The sequence below is a fragment of the Phormidium sp. CCY1219 genome (assembly GCF_035615515.1).
In the GTDB taxonomy this organism is placed as follows: Bacteria; Cyanobacteriota; Cyanobacteriia; order Cyanobacteriales; family Laspinemataceae; genus CCY1219.
Map to the genome: position 1 here is coordinate 13,289 of NZ_JAJENT010000759.1, position 17,320 is coordinate 30,608.

At 50.6% G+C, this 17,320-nt stretch carries 14 protein-coding genes, 1 pseudogene and 1 CRISPR repeat array; of the genes and pseudogenes, 12 read left to right on the plus strand and 3 right to left on the minus strand.

The window, feature by feature from the left end; all coding sequences use genetic code 11:
• The first annotated feature begins 121 nt into the window (after positions 1-121).
• The 3 genes and pseudogenes from LKK83_RS22980 (at position 122) to LKK83_RS22990 (ending at position 2,678) form a co-directional block, all read left to right on the plus strand.
• Positions 122-877, plus strand: a complete 756-nt coding sequence (locus LKK83_RS22980) for a phycocyanobilin:ferredoxin oxidoreductase (protein ID WP_324633716.1) — start codon at positions 122-124, stop codon at positions 875-877.
• A 225-nt stretch (positions 878-1,102) separates the two neighbouring features.
• Positions 1,103-2,252: pseudogene (locus LKK83_RS22985) on the plus strand (RRXRR domain-containing protein).
• 147 nt (positions 2,253-2,399) lie between these two features.
• Complete coding sequence (locus LKK83_RS22990; RefSeq protein ID WP_324633717.1) at positions 2,400-2,678, plus strand: acylphosphatase; 279 nt, start codon at positions 2,400-2,402, stop codon at positions 2,676-2,678.
• Between the two features lie 230 nt (positions 2,679-2,908).
• Here LKK83_RS22990 and LKK83_RS22995 read toward each other — a convergent pair whose 3' ends face one another.
• The 3 genes from LKK83_RS22995 to LKK83_RS23005 form a co-directional block, all read right to left on the minus strand.
• Entirely contained in the window at positions 2,909-3,697 is a 789-nt protein-coding gene (locus LKK83_RS22995) for a pentapeptide repeat-containing protein (RefSeq protein ID WP_324633718.1), read from the minus strand.
• 360 nt (positions 3,698-4,057) lie between these two features.
• Positions 4,058-4,639 carry a hypothetical protein gene (locus LKK83_RS23000; RefSeq protein ID WP_324633719.1) on the minus strand — a complete coding sequence of 194 codons (582 nt, stop codon included), beginning with the start codon at positions 4,637-4,639 and terminating at the stop codon, positions 4,058-4,060.
• Positions 4,640-4,846: 207 nt separating this feature from the next.
• Positions 4,847-5,053 carry a hypothetical protein gene (locus LKK83_RS23005; protein ID WP_324633720.1) on the minus strand — a complete coding sequence of 69 codons (207 nt, stop codon included), beginning with the start codon at positions 5,051-5,053 and terminating at the stop codon, positions 4,847-4,849.
• Between the two features lie 350 nt (positions 5,054-5,403).
• On the opposite strand from LKK83_RS23005, the gene LKK83_RS23010 reads away from it, so the two are divergent.
• From LKK83_RS23010 to cas2, 9 genes are all read left to right on the plus strand, one after another.
• Entirely contained in the window at positions 5,404-8,469 is a 3,066-nt protein-coding gene (locus LKK83_RS23010; RefSeq protein WP_324633721.1) for a type III-B CRISPR-associated protein Cas10/Cmr2, read from the plus strand.
• Positions 8,469-9,575, plus strand: a complete 1,107-nt coding sequence (locus LKK83_RS23015; RefSeq protein WP_324633722.1) for a type III-B CRISPR module-associated Cmr3 family protein — start codon at positions 8,469-8,471, stop codon at positions 9,573-9,575. The genes LKK83_RS23010 and LKK83_RS23015 overlap by 1 nt, the downstream gene beginning before the upstream one ends.
• Before the next feature lie 2 nt (positions 9,576-9,577).
• Positions 9,578-10,483: an RAMP superfamily CRISPR-associated protein gene (locus LKK83_RS23020; protein WP_324633723.1), complete on the plus strand. Its 906-nt coding sequence runs from the start codon at positions 9,578-9,580 to the stop codon at positions 10,481-10,483.
• A 232-nt stretch (positions 10,484-10,715) separates the two neighbouring features.
• Positions 10,716-11,243: a hypothetical protein gene (locus LKK83_RS23025; RefSeq protein ID WP_324633724.1), complete on the plus strand. Its 528-nt coding sequence runs from the start codon at positions 10,716-10,718 to the stop codon at positions 11,241-11,243.
• Positions 11,244-11,391: 148 nt separating this feature from the next.
• Positions 11,392-13,125 (plus strand): RAMP superfamily CRISPR-associated protein, encoded by a 1,734-nt coding sequence (locus tag LKK83_RS23030; protein WP_324633725.1) that lies wholly within the window; start codon positions 11,392-11,394, stop codon positions 13,123-13,125.
• A 164-nt stretch (positions 13,126-13,289) separates the two neighbouring features.
• Positions 13,290-14,585 carry a hypothetical protein gene (locus LKK83_RS23035; protein WP_324633726.1) on the plus strand — a complete coding sequence of 432 codons (1,296 nt, stop codon included), beginning with the start codon at positions 13,290-13,292 and terminating at the stop codon, positions 14,583-14,585.
• A gap of 295 nt (positions 14,586-14,880) precedes the next feature.
• Complete coding sequence (gene csx18 / locus LKK83_RS23040) at positions 14,881-15,150, plus strand: CRISPR-associated protein Csx18 (RefSeq protein WP_324633727.1); 270 nt, start codon at positions 14,881-14,883, stop codon at positions 15,148-15,150.
• Positions 15,150-16,142 carry a CRISPR-associated endonuclease Cas1 gene (cas1, locus tag LKK83_RS23045; RefSeq protein WP_324633728.1) on the plus strand — a complete coding sequence of 331 codons (993 nt, stop codon included), beginning with the start codon at positions 15,150-15,152 and terminating at the stop codon, positions 16,140-16,142. Before csx18 ends, cas1 begins: the two co-directional genes overlap by 1 nt.
• Positions 16,142-16,423, plus strand: coding sequence for a CRISPR-associated endonuclease Cas2 (cas2, locus tag LKK83_RS23050; protein WP_324633729.1), 282 nt, complete (start codon positions 16,142-16,144; stop codon positions 16,421-16,423). Before cas1 ends, cas2 begins: the two co-directional genes overlap by 1 nt.
• Positions 16,424-16,663: 240 nt before the next feature.
• A CRISPR array of direct repeats spans positions 16,664-17,221; the repeat unit is 36 nt; unit sequence CTCCCCACTCGCTGGGGAAATTAGTTGAATGGAAAC.
• The last annotated feature ends 99 nt before the right edge of the window (positions 17,222-17,320 follow it).

The following is a 17,320-nucleotide window of genomic DNA, read 5'->3' on the forward strand; positions in this document are numbered from 1 at the left end:
TTCTTCATTATTCTTAATTCTTCCTTCTGGGTTGGAGAAGTCCCGCAACCCTATATGATGGTAACGATGCGCTCAAATGCGCTTCATCTGTGTAAGGCTTCATTCCAGACGGGTAAAAACTGTGTCTTTGACTTCAACTCCCTGCTTGCGTAGCGAACAACATGTCCTCATCCGCCAGTTGGCCGATTGCATTGAGCAAGTCTGGCAAGATAATTTAGACCTCTCGCCTTATCCGCTTCCCTCTGATTTGGGTTATGTGGAAGGACGCTTGGAGGGGGAAAAACTGCGGATCGAAAATCGCTGCTACCAAACGCCGCAATTTCGCAAGCTGCATCTGGAACTGGCGAAAGTGGGCAACAATCTCGATATTTTGCACTGCGTCATGTTCCCAAATCCAACCTACGATTTGCCGATGTTTGGCACGGATTTGGTGGGCGCAAGAGGTCAGATTAGTGCCGCGATCGCCGATCTGTCTCCAGTTCGCGATCGCGCTTTGCCCGCGTCCTATCTGCAAAATCTGGGTGCTTTGCCCACCGTTGAGTTTTCTCATCCCCGGGAACTCCCGCCTTGGGGCAACATTTTTTCTCAGTTTTGCCTGTTCGTTCGCCCCGACGGCAAGTCGGAAGAAGCTCGATTTCTGTCCCGAGTGGCCGCGTATCTGAAAATTCACTGTCAGCAAGCTACCCAAACTTTGCCGACGCCCGATCGCGCCGGGGACATTCTCGCGGGTCAGCGCCACTACTGCACCAATCAACGCAAAAATGATAAAACTCGTCGGGTGCTAGAAAAAGCCTTCGGCAAAGACTGGGCAGATTATTACATGACAACGGTTTTGTTTGACTTGCCCCCGGGTAATGAGTCAACTTCTACAGGCTGAAGCCACGCAGCTTGGACGACCCAACGTCTAATTAAAAGTTGGCTAGACCTGTAGCCCTCGAGCGATAACACTTCCGGGTATTTCCCTAGCCCGGATTATCTGTTGGCCTTCTTGGGTGAAGGCACTGGATTATTCCAGGACACAACGTTTTTGGTGGTCGTAGGGACACACAACTTGTAAAACAAGGATTATCTCTTATGTTACGAGTACCAGTACAAAATCCCGATGGTTCCCCGGCAATGCCGACAAAACCCGAAGCGGGCCCGTCGTTGGGTCAAAGAGGGGAAAGCAACTCCCCACTGGAACGATACAGGTTTGTATTATGTCCGTCTGGTAGCTGAACCATCGGGTCGCGAAACTCAGAAAATAGCAGTTGGCTGCGACCCTGGCAAAAACTATACGGGAATTGCAGTCCAGTCTTGCAAATTCACCCTTTATACGGCCCATTTAGTTTTGCCTTTCGACCGCGTTAAAGAAAGACTTGGCTCTGCTGTTATCAAAAAAGGCAAAGTCATTAAAAATGTCAGAAACCGAGCATTGCAACGTCGGGTGCGACGAGGCAGAAGAATTAACAGGAAAATGCCTTTTAGCCTACGCGCCCACCGACAAAAGCGATTTGATAATCGTCGTAAAAAAAGGTAAATTAGCTCCATCTATTCGGGCATCAAGAGAAATGGAAATCAGGGGTATTACTGAACTATCCAATATTTTCCCTAGAACCAAGATTGTTTACGAATTGGTCAAAGCTGATGTCGATTTAACCAGTGGTAGAAAAGGGGCACGTTCGAGCCAAGGGTTTTCTCCAGTTATGTTAGGGCCAAACTACTGTGTTGAACAACTCAAATCTATTGCCCCAGTTAAGACAGTTTATGGCTGGCAAAAGAATAATAACGGAACCAGTCAAATACGCCGATATTTGGGATTGGAGAAAATTAAGGATAAAAAAGCTCAAGTACCCGAATCTCATGCAGTAGATGGCATTGCTTTGGCTGCAAGCGAGTTTGTCCGTTATGGAGTGACTCCCAGGAAAAACTGCGATACTTGGGACCCGAAAGGGTTGGTTAACATTACTCCTTGCGTTTTTCGAGTAACAACTAGACCCGCTTACTTCCGTCGTGCTTTGCATTTTGATAATGCTGAAAAAGGCGGCATACGCAAACGTAAAGGAGGGACAATTACTCCTTTTAATGTTCGTTATGGCGGTAAAGTTTTAGCTGAAAAAGCAGGGAAAACATACATCGGATGGGTTGGAGGTTTTACTAATACAAAGACCAAAAATATTAGCGTTTACGACCACAATTGGAAAAGAATTGGGCAATTTTCTTCTAAGAAGATTAAACTAATTCGTCGCTCTAATAAACTCTGTACTGTTTAACTCACGACGGTTAAAACCGTCGTGAGTCTTTCCTCCCCGAACTAAAGTTACGGGGATTCCAGACTCTCGATTACTTTTCTTGATGCGGTGGGGATGACTCAACTCCCCCTCACCGATTCGTGAAGCTTGCAAGAGGATTCCATAGTTATGTCAGAGAAAGTGGCCGCCCAGGTTTTCATTTCGGGTCAAGTTCAAGGTGTGGGCTTTCGCTTTAGCACCGTGAATGAAGCTAAGCAAAATGGCGTCACCGGCTGGGTTCGCAATCTCCCTGATGGTCGCGTCGAAGCTGTTTTTGAGGGCAGCAAAAATGCGGTAGAAAAAATGATTCAATGGTCTCATCAAGGTCCGTCTTCGGCGGTGGTGCAAAATGTATCGGTGGACTATCAAGAACCGCAGGGATTTAGCGATTTTCAAACTCGTTATTAAACACTCGACTATCGCCGAGCAAGCACCACCGTTTGGTCATTGGTTATTGGTCATTGGTTATTGGACAAAGAATTGCGAGTTGACAATCAGCGACGCCTGACCTGTTAAGTGAGGATTGCGGGAATCAGTGGCTCGCTAACTTTACGTGAGATATGTTGGGCTAAAAGTAGCGGGCAGCGATCGCGCCGATGCGGTCGAGGCGAGCTGCCCAGGGGATGAGCGCGATCGGGTTACTGCATTCCCGGGCGAGGAAGTGCCAAACCGCTCGGGCCGCCGGGGTAAGTTCCCGGTTGAGAAAACGTGATATATGCCATTCCCGACTGACCGGGAGCGCGATCGTGCGGCATGACCCCGGGATTGCCATACAAACCGATCGCCCCATCGAGCTTTGCATGAGCCAGATTGGCACCGGCCAGATTTGCCCCACTGAGATTCGCCCCACTGAGATTCGCATTAAACAAATTAGCGTTTCTCAAATCAGCCCCATTCAGATTCGCATCCCCCAAGTCCGCATCCACCAACCGGGCATCCTTGAGATCTGCATTCGCCAGGGTGGCCTCAGTGAGTTGAGCATTTCCCAGATTCGCCCCCGCCAAGTGGACGCCACTGAGGTTGGCGCGCGTCAGTTGAGCGCCAATCAAATTGGCTCCTTTCAACTCCGCCCCACTGAGATTAGCATCGGTGAAATTGCTCTTCACGCAGTTAGCAAAACTCAAATCAGCGCCACTGAGATCCGCACCATTGAGCTTCGCCTCAAACAGATTCACCCCTTTGGCATCAAATCCACTAAGATCCGCATTAGTCAGATTTGCGGCCACCACATTGGCAAAACTGAGGTCTGCACCGGATAAATTGGCCTGAGTTAGATTCGCCTGGTTGAGATTGGAAAACACCAATTTGGCTCCACTGAGGTCAGCTTTACTCAGATTAAACCGACCCAGATAAGCGTCATTGAGGATACCTCCCTGACACTGTTTGGTTTCTAGTAAGCGTTTGATGTGCGCGTTATTGACAGCCATATCGTTGTTAAGCGATGGTTTTTTTCTACGGCAAATGATTTCCTTTCATCTTAGCCTTAGCTGTCACGAGAATGGGGATAGAGAAGGGATGATTTTGCGGATTTTTCCACCCTAGAGGAAAATTTGACCTCCTGGGGTCTCCACCTGTGGGTTAAATTGTCGCGAGAACCAACCACCTGCATTGCCCTTGGCTGACTTGGGAGGTGTATATTTTCCGTAGGGGTATAGCAATGGCGTGTTTTTACGATTTATATTTGAGAGTTGGGCGATCGGACTTGTAGGGTGGGCATCGATCGCTTTACAATGAGGAAGCTCTTTGGGAGGCTAACAGTTTATAAGGGCGATCGCCAACAGTGTTAATTAGTCATTAGGCATTTGGCTGCGAACAATAGATTTAACCTCAATAATGACTTCTCGAACTTGGTCTTTAGACACTAAGTTAGAATCTCCATGAGCAATAGAATTCCGGATTTTTACCAACCTTGTAATAAGTCTGTGGGTTTCTTTATTAATAACTCCTTTACCTTTTAAAACATTACTTTTATGTTGTAATCCTTTTTGTGGTATGCTTCCATCTTTTAGATTTTCTCGACAAAGTTCAGTCAACAAGCTTTCCAATGAACATAAACTAATCAATCCAGCTAAAATATACTGGTCTTCATCAAACAATTCTTGGGCTCGATCTATATGATTCAGGACGGATTGTACTTCTATCGCTAAAAAAAGGTTTTCAAATATACCATCTTTTAAATCGTCCAGTATTGCTTCTAAGGTAAGAGTGACTTCTTGTATATCAATTCCCTTCAAATAAATTTCTCTGCCTTTCTTGTCTTTTTTTCGGGTTAAAATTTCTAAAATATTAGAATATACTGTATTTTCCAGGGGGAGTTTACCCAACAAGTGCAAACACTGTTTTTGCCATTTGATTAGGTTATAAAGCAATTCACTGTAATGAGCTGGTTCTGCTAGTTCTGAAATCTCTGGTGATTCATAATATCCTGATATATCTGCGTAATTATCGCGATATTCTTGTGCGAAACAATCTTGACTCAGTTGTTTGCCTTGAGGAATTAAACTGGATAATTTTTTTTCAAATGGTGAAGTTTGAATTGGTTCGCCAACTCGCCAACTGAGTAAGTCATGACGCTTTTAGACACTTAGACTAAGAATACTTTCTTGTTTTTGATTGTGTGCTAAATTTTTAACTGCCAAATATTCTGTAATTAAGGCTTGGTTGACGTGGAAGCACAGACGGTTGTAGTCCGTATCGAGGAACCAAGCGGGGACATTTTGACCCGGCCAGCAGATCGCGAGATCCCCAGGGTTTTCCGGAGAGAGTGCGGTGGGAGGAGCCATGTTCTTAATATACCCCAACCAGGGTGATAAAATCCTTAATTTTTTGTTAAAAACCAGAGTAGATAACTTCCACATAACTTTTTGTAACGATTCTCATCAATCTCGTTACCTTGAAACCCCAGGGAGGGAGAAACTGATAGATTCGAGAAAGAACCCATGCAAGTCAGCGCAACTGGCGAATTGGGCACCCATAGCGCTGGCCAATTGCATAAAAGTTCGGCCAACCACAGATAACTACCTCGAGGCGATGGCTGCATAAAACTTCGGCCAACCACCGATCGCTAAAAGACCATCGCCTGAAACCGAGACAGCACCTGCTGTCAGTCCATCCGAGAAAAGTAGCAAAAGTTATGACAAGCGCACCATTTTGGCAAGCGAAAATCTGGGGATTGCTGCACGACCCTCCTCTGAAAGCGTTGCACGATAACAGCGGGCGCGCCCGGGAGGGAGCATGGCAATCCCTTGCTTGTATGGAAGATTGGATTTCCCCGAAAGCGAAATCCCATACTGCCTCAGAGTACAGCACCCAATGGCTGAAACACATTGGCTTGTGCGACCTAATCGCCGCCGCCAGCGATCGCGCTGCTTTAGGTCGGTTGCCCGTCCAAACCGCCATCAACTATGACACCCGAGGGCTAGAAATCCGGCACCTGCTATCCGGAGCCAAACAGACCTTGCAACTAGAGCAATGGCACCAATTCTTACTCGAACAGGGTCAAAATCGGAGTAATTGGTTAACCCAAATAGAAACCAACCTAATTCCGGAACAGATTCGCACCTGCGACGATTCCCGTCAAGTGTATTGGTGGCTGTGGCGATGCTATCCCGTAGCCCTAGCTAGCGCCCTCAACGGGGAAGCGGACATTCCCAACGAACCGACTTTACCCTTACTTCCTGCAGACACCCGTATTCCCGACGCTTCGGTGTGGAGTCATACCACCATGACCTCAGCCCTTGCCGGCGCGTTAGCGGGATATTATCCCGACGCCAGTGCCTATCCGCACAAGCGAGGGCGCAAAGGCAAAGATTACTTTGAATCCCGTCCTTATGTAGGGATTTTCAGCTTTGCCCCGGTGCAAGAACTCATTAAAGCCAGTCGCAAAATGCGCGATTTTTGGGCTGGGTCGTGGCTGTTGCACTATCTGTCTGCCAAAGTTGCTTGGGCGATCGCCTGGAAATACGGCCCAGACACCCTGCTGTATCCGTGCCTTTACGCCCAACCGCTAATCGACTTGTGGTTGTTGAAACAATATCCCCACTTTGCCCCTTGGATAGAAGCTCCCAACGAGCGGCAATTGCTCACAGCCGGCTTCCCCAACGTATTGGTAACGATTTTACCCAACAACGGGGCCGAAGCACCCGATGCAGGGAACCGCAAAAACCCCGTGAGTGCCGCGATGCAGCAAGCGGAACAAACCTTACGGCAAGAGTGGCTAGCTGTGGGGAAACAGGTGATATCCGAGTTACAGGAACAACTGCATTGGATGCCTTCTGTGAACCCGCATACCTGGACTGATTGGCTGGACTCCCAGTGGCAAACCTATTGGACCGCCTTGCCAATTGGCGACGCCAATGCGAAACTGCACCACTCGCCGCGCCAGCCGCAAAAATATCAATCTTGGGAAAAAGCGCAGAATGCCTTTGCCCGGCCCCCCGAAGACCTGCTCACTACAGATGAAGCCGAATTTGTCCGTAGCACTTACGAAGCAGCGGTTAAAAAAGCGTGGGAGGCTCGCCCCGATCGCCCGCAATCCTATAAAGCCAGACAGCCGAACTTAAATGTAGGCTCTTGGTGGGCGAACATTTTCGATCGCACCCGCTATGGGTTAGCGTCGGTAAAAAAGCCTCGCACTTGGGAAATTCCCTCGGCATTTGGGCCGCGCTCCACAATTTCCGGCATTGGCCCGGTGGTTCACAGCGGTAGCGATTGGGTCACAGAAGGGGAAACCCAAAAGCAGTGGCAGCGACAAGTGGGACTGTTTGACGGAATCGAAGAACTCAATGCCACAGAAGTGCTAAAACGGGGATTGCACCGAATTTTGCCCACCCTTTTAACCCGGCCCCAGACTCGCCTAGAACTCTACTACCCCGACCTGACCTCTGGGGTTGCCGGTTGGCTGCGGACCCATCCGGAGGCGGTGAGCGAGTATCGGCAGATTTGTGAGACGATTCGCCAGAGCTTCCCCTGGCTGCAAGACAATAACACCCCCGGAGCGAATCAGTGGGGGATTCCTTGGGTAGCGCAGAATCACCCCCACTGGCCGAATCCCCGCGCGCTCAATGCCGGGTGGGCGATTGAAGCCTTCGAGCCATCAGCGGAAAATTCCGAGCAGGTCTTCACGAAAACCGAACAAAAACAGAAGATTCAAGACCAACAGGAACAACTGCGCGAAGCGATCGCCCAGTGGTTTCCTCCAGGGAGCAATCCCACCGACTGGTACGTTCTCGCTGCCGGCGATGGGGATGGGATGAGCAATTGGCTCAAAGGCGAACCCCTGCAACCCTACCGCGATTACCTTCCCGAGGACCTCGCCAGTAAAATCGACACCCTCTCCCCAGAAATCCGCTCGGCGCTGCATAAGTTTCTCCAGTGCAAAAAACGCATGGGACCGGCCACCCATCAACATCTGAGTCGCGCCCTGCTCGACTTTTCCAATCAGTTGACCCCCTACCTGACAGAAGCGCGCTATGCCGGACGGCTGATTTATGGCGGCGGCGATGACGTTCTCGCTTATACCAACTTGTGGGAATGGGATAGCTGGTTGTGGGATATTCGCCAATGCTTTAAAGGTGCCGAGGACCCCCAGGGCGAGTTTGCGAACCAGGGGGATTATTGGCGCTGGACTGGCGGCGAGTTACCGAGCAATCTTGCGGAGCGGCCCTTGTTTACGATGGGGTCTCGCGCCTCGATTAGCTTTGGGATTGCGATCGCCCATCATTCCGTGCCCCTCGCCATTGCCCTAGAAAACCTCTGGAAAGCAGAAGAGGGGGCGAAAGACCATCGCACCCCCCTAGGCGAGCTGAAAGATGCGGTGCAGGTGCGAGTGATGTATGGCAATGGCAATATCCTTACTGCAACGGCGAAGTTTGATGCCTTCTGTCGGTGGCGATCGCTGTTGAATTTGCCCCATCTAGAGAGTGGCTTATTCGAACAGGCGGCAACTCTGTGGAGTCAGCACCCGGCACCCTCCCAGGCAGCGATCGCCCCTTGGACGATTGCGTTTTGTTCCCGTCGCGATGCCTTTCGGGGGAATCAATCCCTCGCCGATGACTTCCGCATGGCCTTAAGTGACTTTCTCGAACGGCTGTATCTCAGCACCGAGGAAAACCAGCGCGATCGCGAAATCAAAAACTGGCTGAAACTCGCCGCATTCGTCCTTCGCAACCGCGATATCAAACTAGGAGGTGAACGATAATGTTTTGGTACAAAATCACCCCCCTCGACGTGCTGCTCTTGCGCGATGCCAAGCCCTTTTCCCCCGGGGAACGGGCGTGGGCGGGGAGCGTATTTCCCCCTAACGGGCACACCCTCGCCGGGGCCTTGCGATCGCTAGTAGAAACTTCGGATACCTTTACCCTGAAAGGGCCTTTTTTCTGTTGCGGCGAACAGCTATATCTGAGCGCCCCGATGAATTATGTCGGCGGGTCTCAACTCTTGCCCATCCCGTGGCTTCCCGAGGGGCATCCCGATCGCCAACTGCTGTGGAATCGCAACCGCCCCGCCCCCTTGCTCTTGGAGAAAAAGCCTCCGAGTGAGCCTGAATCTAACGCTCACGAGCGCTTGTACTTATCCGCCGCCGCTTGGCGCAAACTGCTGCAAGGGGAAGAGTTAACCGCAAAGGAGCGCTACTGCGAACCCACGGAATCCCCGGAACCCTGGAGTGTGGAGACGCGATCGCACAATGCCTTGCAAGATGGCTCTCGGCAAGTGAAAGATGCCGATGGCTACTTTATCGAGAATGCGATTCGCATGGTGCCCGGGTGGAGTTTGGCGATCGCTCTGAATCGGGAACTCCCCACCGAAAGCGTCGCCCCCTTGGGCGGTGAAGGTCATCGGGTGTTGGTGCAGCGCTGCGCCGTTTTGGACCACCAGTGGGCACAGCTCTCGGAATTCTCCGAGAAACAACGAGCCACGGCGGGGCGCAAAGTCGCCTATCTCGTTACCCCTGGCGTGTTTGAGCGCAAGCACGATAACGGCAAGTCCCTCTGTCGGGGATGGCCCTGGGAATGGCATCTGGCTCACCAGTGTCACCCGCGCCAAAAAGTGGGCAGTTTGGTGAGCGTAGCTACTGCTAAACCAATTCCGATTAGCGGTCGGATTCGGGATAGCAAAGACCATCCCGGGACGAGCATTCCTGCTCCCCAGGTGTTTGCCGCACCTCCCGGTAGCGCTTACTATCTCGAATCCCCCGAGTTGTTGTTTGCCGAAGACACAACTCGTAGCGGCAAAGCCCATGAAAAAGCCCAACGGTTGCGCCAGTTGGGATATTCGGAATTACTTTGGAGTTCATACGAGGAATAACGATGACGGATTTTCGGATTGGATATCTTTACAGCCTTGCCCCAATTCATTGCGGGGGTGAAGGAAATCTGGGCAATATCTTGGAAATTGCTCGCGAAGTGCATACCAATTTCCCTTACGTTCCCGGTTCCTCTTGGCGCGGCACTTTGCGCTTCGAGGTCAGCACTCAAAATCAAGAAGCTGCTGATGCATTGTTTGGTAAAGAATTGAGCGATGGCGGACAAATGGGAGTGCATCAGGTGTGGTTCGGCGATGCTCGCCTGCTGTGGGTGCCCATGCGAACCCTGTCGATGAATGGGAACGATGTGTTTACCTGGGTTAGCTGTCACTCGTTGATTCGCGATTGTGCCTTGATTGCGCGCCAACCCGGGGCGACTTTCCCCGATGTCCCGGTGGGCACCCGCCCTGGCACTTATATGGTGGCTGATGCTCAATTGCAAGTCACTCGCTTGAATGACGAGCAAAAAAATGCGATCGCTCTCCCCGGAACTTGGCCGGATTCCTTGAGCGGTGCAGTTCAACCCACCTGGAATGCCAATCGTATCGTCTTACCCGATGCAGACTTTCAAGTGTTGATGGAACACTCCTTGTGGACGCAAATTCGCAATAAAATCCAAGACGATACCACCGGCGCAAATCAAGCCGGTTCGGCAGAGGTTTTTTGGACTGATGTTTGCATCCCCCGCGATACGATTTTGTATTTTGCCTGGGGCTACAATTTGCTGCCCAATCATCCGATTTCTCAACCCCAACATGAGTTGTTGCTAGATGCTTTGCAAGGCTTGGTGCAAGTTGGCGGGCAGGCAAATGTAGGCCGAGGTTGGGTGCAAAGTTGGGTTGCCAATGGCAACGCCCCCCAAGGCGCTCTCTCCCAACCCACACCAAAATCCACTGCTGTGGATGGATAAGTTGTGAGCCATTGAATGGGGTAACAGGGGCAACCTGACAGAGCGGATAGGGAGCAAAACGGGCTTTCAATCTCTTCTCCAAGGGAAGTCAAGCCGACTCTACCCCATTCATCTTTGATGAGAGTAGCGAGGGAAACTTCGCTACTCTCACCGCCCACTCCAACTTACTGCAATTCCCTCACAAAAATCTACCGGATTCGCGGAAATTTAATTTATCAGCGAGAGTTGAATTATGACCCCAAAACGTCAGAAAAAATCCTCTGGAAAATCCAGCAAAAACCCAGTCAATCAATCCCCTAAAAATACCATGACTCCAGCCAACCATTCTGCAACCAATGCCCAGTCTACTCGCAGCGTCAAACCGGAAGAAATGAGCGTAACCGCTCACGACCACATCCAAGCTTATCTCAAGGAAACGAACAAATCGAAGATGGATAAGGAAGACTTAAACGCCGTGTTGCGACTGTCCCAACATTTGCGCGTTTTTGGCTTGCTCTCTGCAGTGGGATATCTCAATCAGTCTAACGCTCAAGGCGGTAAAGTCCGGGAACGAACCGTGCCGGTTTGGGGCTGTTTGCTCGGTCAATTGTTGGGGAAAAACATTAAAGGGCAAACCGACCAAGACCGTCATAATTTAATGTCGGCTGTGGTAAAAATGACTAAATCGGAATCGGCACAATATATGGCAATGTGGCGCAAGTCGTTGTTGTTGGCACAACAGTGGAATTTCTGGGCGCGCGCTTATTCAGAAGGCGAATAATCCCGGATTCGATTGAGCTATTGTCTGAGTTTGAATGAACGATTCGGTGCGTTAGAGGCGGACAATTTTTGCCTTTGTTAAGAGAGGTTGCACTCGGCTAAAACGCACCGAATCTGGCAATTTAGTTAGGAATAAATGAGGGAAAAATATGTACGCTGGCACGAAATTGATTGAGTTGCTAGAACAGCAGCACGAACGCCGATCGCAGTCTGATTGGTTCAAGAAAGGTACGTTTCGGTTATGTTGGCGAGCGAAAGTTGGTTCGTTTCCCCATCCCGATGGGGAAACCATTGTTTCTGCGGGAGAACCCTGCGGAACCTGGAAACCAACCTCTTCTCGCCCGGAAGACAAACGCAACGTGGGGGACAATTGGCAGCAATTGCGGGAATTGCCCCTGTATGGGTATATTCCCGGTTCTGCGATTCGCGGGGTGGTTCGCGCTTGGGCTAAAAAACGCCCGGACATCAAACCGCGCATGCTGGCCTTGCTGGGGTATCAAGATGACGATACCATCAGCGCCGGTAAGATTGAATTTCTCGATGCTTGGCCCACGGAACCGACTCCACTCACCTTGGATATTGTCAATCCGCAACAAGCATTTCAGGTGTTCCACGAAGGTCAGGGGACGCCGCTTTCGTTTTATACTCTCGGCGACGGAGAGGAGGAAGTCCCCGTAGTGGTGGCGATTCGCGGCATACCCGATCGCGCTACCCCATCCGAGGTAGCAGAAGTGTGGGAATGGGTGCAGCAGGCATTGGCGTTGTATGGGGTGGGCAGTCGTACCGCCTCTGGGTATGGCGCGATCGCCTCTCCCGGGGTTTCTTCCCCAGAATCGGACCGGGGGCGATCGCGAAAAACTCTGGATTTCAGTCTCTACAGTCAGGGATGTTACGGCGCAAATGGGCGATCGGGTAATGAAGAATTGCGCCCCTCCCATTGGCGCGGTTGGTTGCGATCGTGGGTGTTGCGGTGTTTGCTGGGGGTGATGTCTCGCCAGAATGCCGAAATTACCGTCGGAGAACTACTTGGCACTCTCGAATCGCCAGACAATAACCAAAGTCGTCAGGGTTGCGTGCGCTTGCAGATGGTGCAGAGTTCTCCCTGGTGCGAGCGATCGGACAATTCCCCGCGTTTCTATCTCTGGAAAGGTCAGCTCATCCTAGACGCGCCCGAGGAGATTTTAACGCACATTCTCCTGCCAATTGTCAAATTTGCCGCCAGTGTCGGGGGCGTCGGTCGCGGATGGCGCAGGCCGTTACATATTTTTACCATGAATACCGGTCGCGAAGCCGCCCGGGGATGTCACCTGATGCTCACCCATCTTTTGCCAAACAAAGAAACGGGACGGTTATCGCGCAAAATCTTTGCCTTCTCCCCCAAGAATCCCAATACTTGGGCGATAAATTACCAGCGCTGGTCTGATGCGGTTCGACAACGGTGGCCAAATCGGTTTGTATCCGGTGCTAATCGCAATTTAGCCGCTGAAGTTTTTGCTCCTCATACCTGCGCGGTTTACATCCTTCCCGGCCCGGATGCAGACCCCCTCCATCGCCAGGAAATAAAGTGGTTTGAAACCCAACCCAACGAGACGCGCGGTGATGGAATGTATTTAATTTATCAAGAAAATCCCCCCCGTCGATATAAGCGCAATCCCGATATCGGGGGTAATGCGGGCCGAGGCAGCACTTTCTGTTCTTGGGCGAGCATCAAACGGGTGAAGATAGCCCACCCAGAAGAACAAACCGACTGTCAGGAAATTGTCTGTTTGTTTATGGGCGGACAATCTGCAAATGGCAACGGTATCCGCGCTAAGTTTCTTCGCGATTTAAACAAGTCCCAAGGGTCGGCGCATTTATTCGGCATTTCTGCACCGGCAGAATAGCGATCGCCTTTTCCCGGGAGTCGGGAGGGTCTCCCTCTCCACTCCCTCACTTCCACAGACTCTCGCCCCCTTTTCCTGCTAGAAATTCCGCGCAATTCATCCCCCGGGGGCGAAGGTTTTTTTTCAATTAGTTCTGGATTATTTACTCTATTGGAGTCAATCTCATGGCAAGCATTTTGTTATCTTTCGTTGGCCAACAAGACCCCTTTTCCGAACATACCAATAAAGAAGGGTCGATTGTGACTTTGGTGCGACATTTGTGGGAAAAGCAGTGCGAAATCAAACGAGTGGTTTTACTGCACACTCAGAACACCCAGCAAGGCGCTGAAGACACCAAAGAATGGCTGGAAAGCGAAGCAGTTAAACTCGCCAACAACTGCATTGAATTGATACCCGTCAGTAACGCTCTTTCTCGCGACCCCGTGAATCTGTTATTGGCGGTGAATGAAGCGCGCAAAGGCATCGAGCGCGGACTGGAGTATTTTAGCAAAGGAGATAAATTAGAATTCAATGCTTCCTCGGGCACTCCGGTGATGAAATCCGCCTGGACTGTGCTGCAAGCGGCGGGATATGCACCCCATAGTTCTGTGTGGCAAGTGCGAAATCCCCAGCAGGTACAGAGCGGACAAACTCGCGTTTTTGAGACCAATGTGGATACCTTTAAACGAGAGTTTGATGTAAAGGTTATCCAGCGTCAAATTCGCGATTACAACTACAGCGGCGCGTTGGTGACGCTGAGCGAAACCGGATTAGATGCTCCCGTGATGGAAGGGTTGCTCAATTACGCTCAATGTCGCATTTCTTTTGATTTCCAACGCGCCCATACCTTTATCCAACCCCTGCGCGATTTTGTAGACGATCGCTGGATTAAACAAATTGCCGCATTGCGCCAGAAAGACCAACGGGCTTTAGTTCGGGAAATCTATTTTAATGCTTTGATTAAGCTGAACAATCAGAACTATTCCGAGTTTTTGATTTTTGTCTCCGGGTTCCAAGAACGACTGTTGTGGATATTGGTTTCTGAAGGTTTGGGGTTGAAACGAATTCCCCAAAGTCCCCAGTCAAAAAGCGCCGAGTTTTGGCAAAAAATTAACCACTGTGATTCCGGGGCGCTTCTGGATTACTTGGAGAACTATCGCTTAGATAACGGTCGGGTGTTGCGGTTGGAGCATGACAAAGCTCCCAGTCGGTTGCTTTTGAAAGCTTTGGCTCGCTATTTTTTGCAAGAGAATGTTTCTTTGGTGAATTTGATTGCTCGCTTAGATGACATTGGCGGCGATCGCAATACCTTCGTTCACCAGTTCGAGGGAGTTTCTGAAATCGCAAATCAAGCGGAAATTCAGGCCACTTTGCGAAACATACTCAAGCAAATCCATAACTATAACCCCACCAATCCCTTTGATACCTTGAACCAAAACCTGTGCGATTTGCTCGATAAATTCTTGCGACCTCTAACCTAATTTTCGCTTTCCCGAAGGGACAGGGTAATGCCCTGTTCTCTTCGCCTCAACCTGTCGGTATTCCCCGTCGGTAGAGAGGCGGAATTATCGCGGTTCTCTGCCGACGGGGGGTATCTCTGGATTACCCGGGTTTTGTGGGAGCAACAATTGGCGCTTCTACGGAACGAAATCCAGCAATTCCTCCTTTTGCCACTCCCTCATTTTCTCTTTCGACAGGAGAGAGCCATCAGCGGGGTGGGTTCCATCAGTTAGACCGTTCAAATTGGTTCATTTATCGATTTAGGAGTGCAATCCGATGTATTTAACTCATCGTGCAGCAACAGTCCGCAATTTTTCCGTGGCATTGGTCAATGGTTCCGTGACCTTGGTGATTTTGTTAATTGCACCGTTGGGGTTGGCGTCGGTGATTGCCAACACCTTCTTGGTGACGGCAGCTAGCTTTTTTACCGCCACCTTTGCCGATTCCGTGGTGCGCTACCTGCAACCGAGTCGGGTGCAGGGCATGAATGCCTCTGTGGAATCTCCCCTGGATACTCGCAATCTCGACGATATCGACCGCCGCTAATGCAGACGCTTTACATTTCTCAACAAGGCTGTTATGTGGCTCTCGATGGGGAGTTATTGGTGGTTAAACAGCGCGATGCCCTGTTGTGCGAGGTGCAGTTGCCGCTGCTGGAAATGATGCTGATTTTCGGCAAATCCCAAGTCACCACTCAGGCGATTCGTAGCTGCCTGTGGCGCAATATCCCGATCGTATATCTATCGCGAATGGGCTATTGTTATGGCCGGATTATCCCCATCGCGCGCGGCTATCGGCAACTGGCACGCTATCAGCAACAACTCTCTTTCGTGAATCGGTTGGTGGTAGCGCGATGCATCGTCCAGGCGAAGCTGAAAAACTCTCGCGTGATTTTGATGCGGCAGCAGCGTCGTCGTGCCTCCTCTACCCTTGCTTTGGCGATCGATAGCCTGCAATACCTGATTCAGCAAGCAGGAAAAGCCGAACGCATCGAGCAATTGATGGGCTATGAAGGGGCCGGTGCAGCACAGTATTTCTCCGCCTTCGGAGAATGTTTGGATGATTCGGATTTTCTATTTGTCGGTCGTTCTCGCCGGCCTCCCGGCAACCCGGTGAATTCTATGCTGTCTTTTGGCTATCAAGTGTTGTGGAATCACCTGCTCAGTTTGATTGAACTGCAAGGACTCGACCCCTACTCCGCTTGCCTGCATGAAGGCAACTCTCGCCATGCCGCATTAGCATCGGATTTAATCGAGGAGTTTCGCGCGCCTTTGGTGGATTCTCTGGTTTTGTATCTGGTGAATCGCCATCTCATGCGGGCTACCGATGATTTTGTTTATCGCGATGGCGGCTGTTATCTCAATGAATCTGGTCGGGTAAAATTCCTTAACCATTTCGTTCAGCGCATGGAGGAAACGATTACCAATGATTTCGGGGAAACCCAACCTAAATGGGATTTGCTCAATCAACAAGTTAAAGCTTTCAAGCAGTTTGTTTATGACCCAACTCTGGGTTATTCCCCTTACCAAATCCGCTGATGCTTCTGTATGTAGTGGTTTATGACATTCCCGACAACAAACGCCGTCAAAAAGTCCACGACTTGCTGGAGGGGTATGGACAATGGGTGCAGTATTCTACCTTTGAATGCCTCCTGAGCCACTCTAAGTTCGAGGAACTGAAAGACCGGCTTCGATACCGCATTCACTTGGAGGAAGATAGCATCCGCTTCTACCCCCTCTCCCGGCATACCCTGGCACAGGTGGAAGTCTGGGGCATTGGCCCTGCAATTACCGAGAATCGGCGTTCGATTATTGTCTAGAACCTGGAGTCCCCCTCGCGTCCCAACAGACGCGGGGTGGCTCCATCCCAGGTTGGGTTTTGCGAAGCTCCCGTCAAACCCCATCCAATCTCCTAAATGCGTCGGGAGGCTCGCACCCTCTCTGGGTAAGGGTTTGCGCCTCCAACCTCCCGGCGGCTAGCGGCAAGTGTAGCAACATTTTTCTCCAGCCTCGCAAACCCTCGCTGGAATCCTTGCTACATCAGTGTTATAATCGGGGCACTCCCCACTCGCTGGGGAAATTAGTTGAATGGAAACTCAGCCGCCCCAGCAGCTTCGACATCGACTTTAATGTCGCTGCTCCCCACTCGCTGGGGAAATTAGTTGAATGGAAACTGGAGCGCTTCTACAGTGTTATTGCCACTCTTTAGGAGCACTCCCCACTCGCTGGGGAAATTAGTTGAATGGAAACAAGTCGATGCCAGTACGCTGCTGTTCCATGGTTGCGCTCCCCACTCGCTGGGGAAATTAGTTGAATGGAAACGGCCGTTGAAGCTAGCTGGGGTGCCTTCACCGATTTCGACTCCCCACTCGCTGGGGAAATTAGTTGAATGGAAACCGATAACTTTGTTGAAGTTCATAATTACTATTCCTCACTCCCCACTCGCTGGGGAAATTAGTTGAATGGAAACTAGAATAAGTACGCATATACCCCGTAGTCATTATGAGCTCCCCACTCGCTGGGGAAATTAGTTGAATGGAAACCTTTCTTGATTTGAGAAGGCGCTAGAAATACTTTTTCTGCTCCCCACTCGCTGGGGAAATTAGTTGAATGGAAACGGAGAGGGCCGTAAGTCAAGCAGGCGTGGGTTCAAAACCCACGCCTCATAGCTAAACCCGGTTAGAAACCGGCTGAAAACGTTATCACAGAAGCATTTC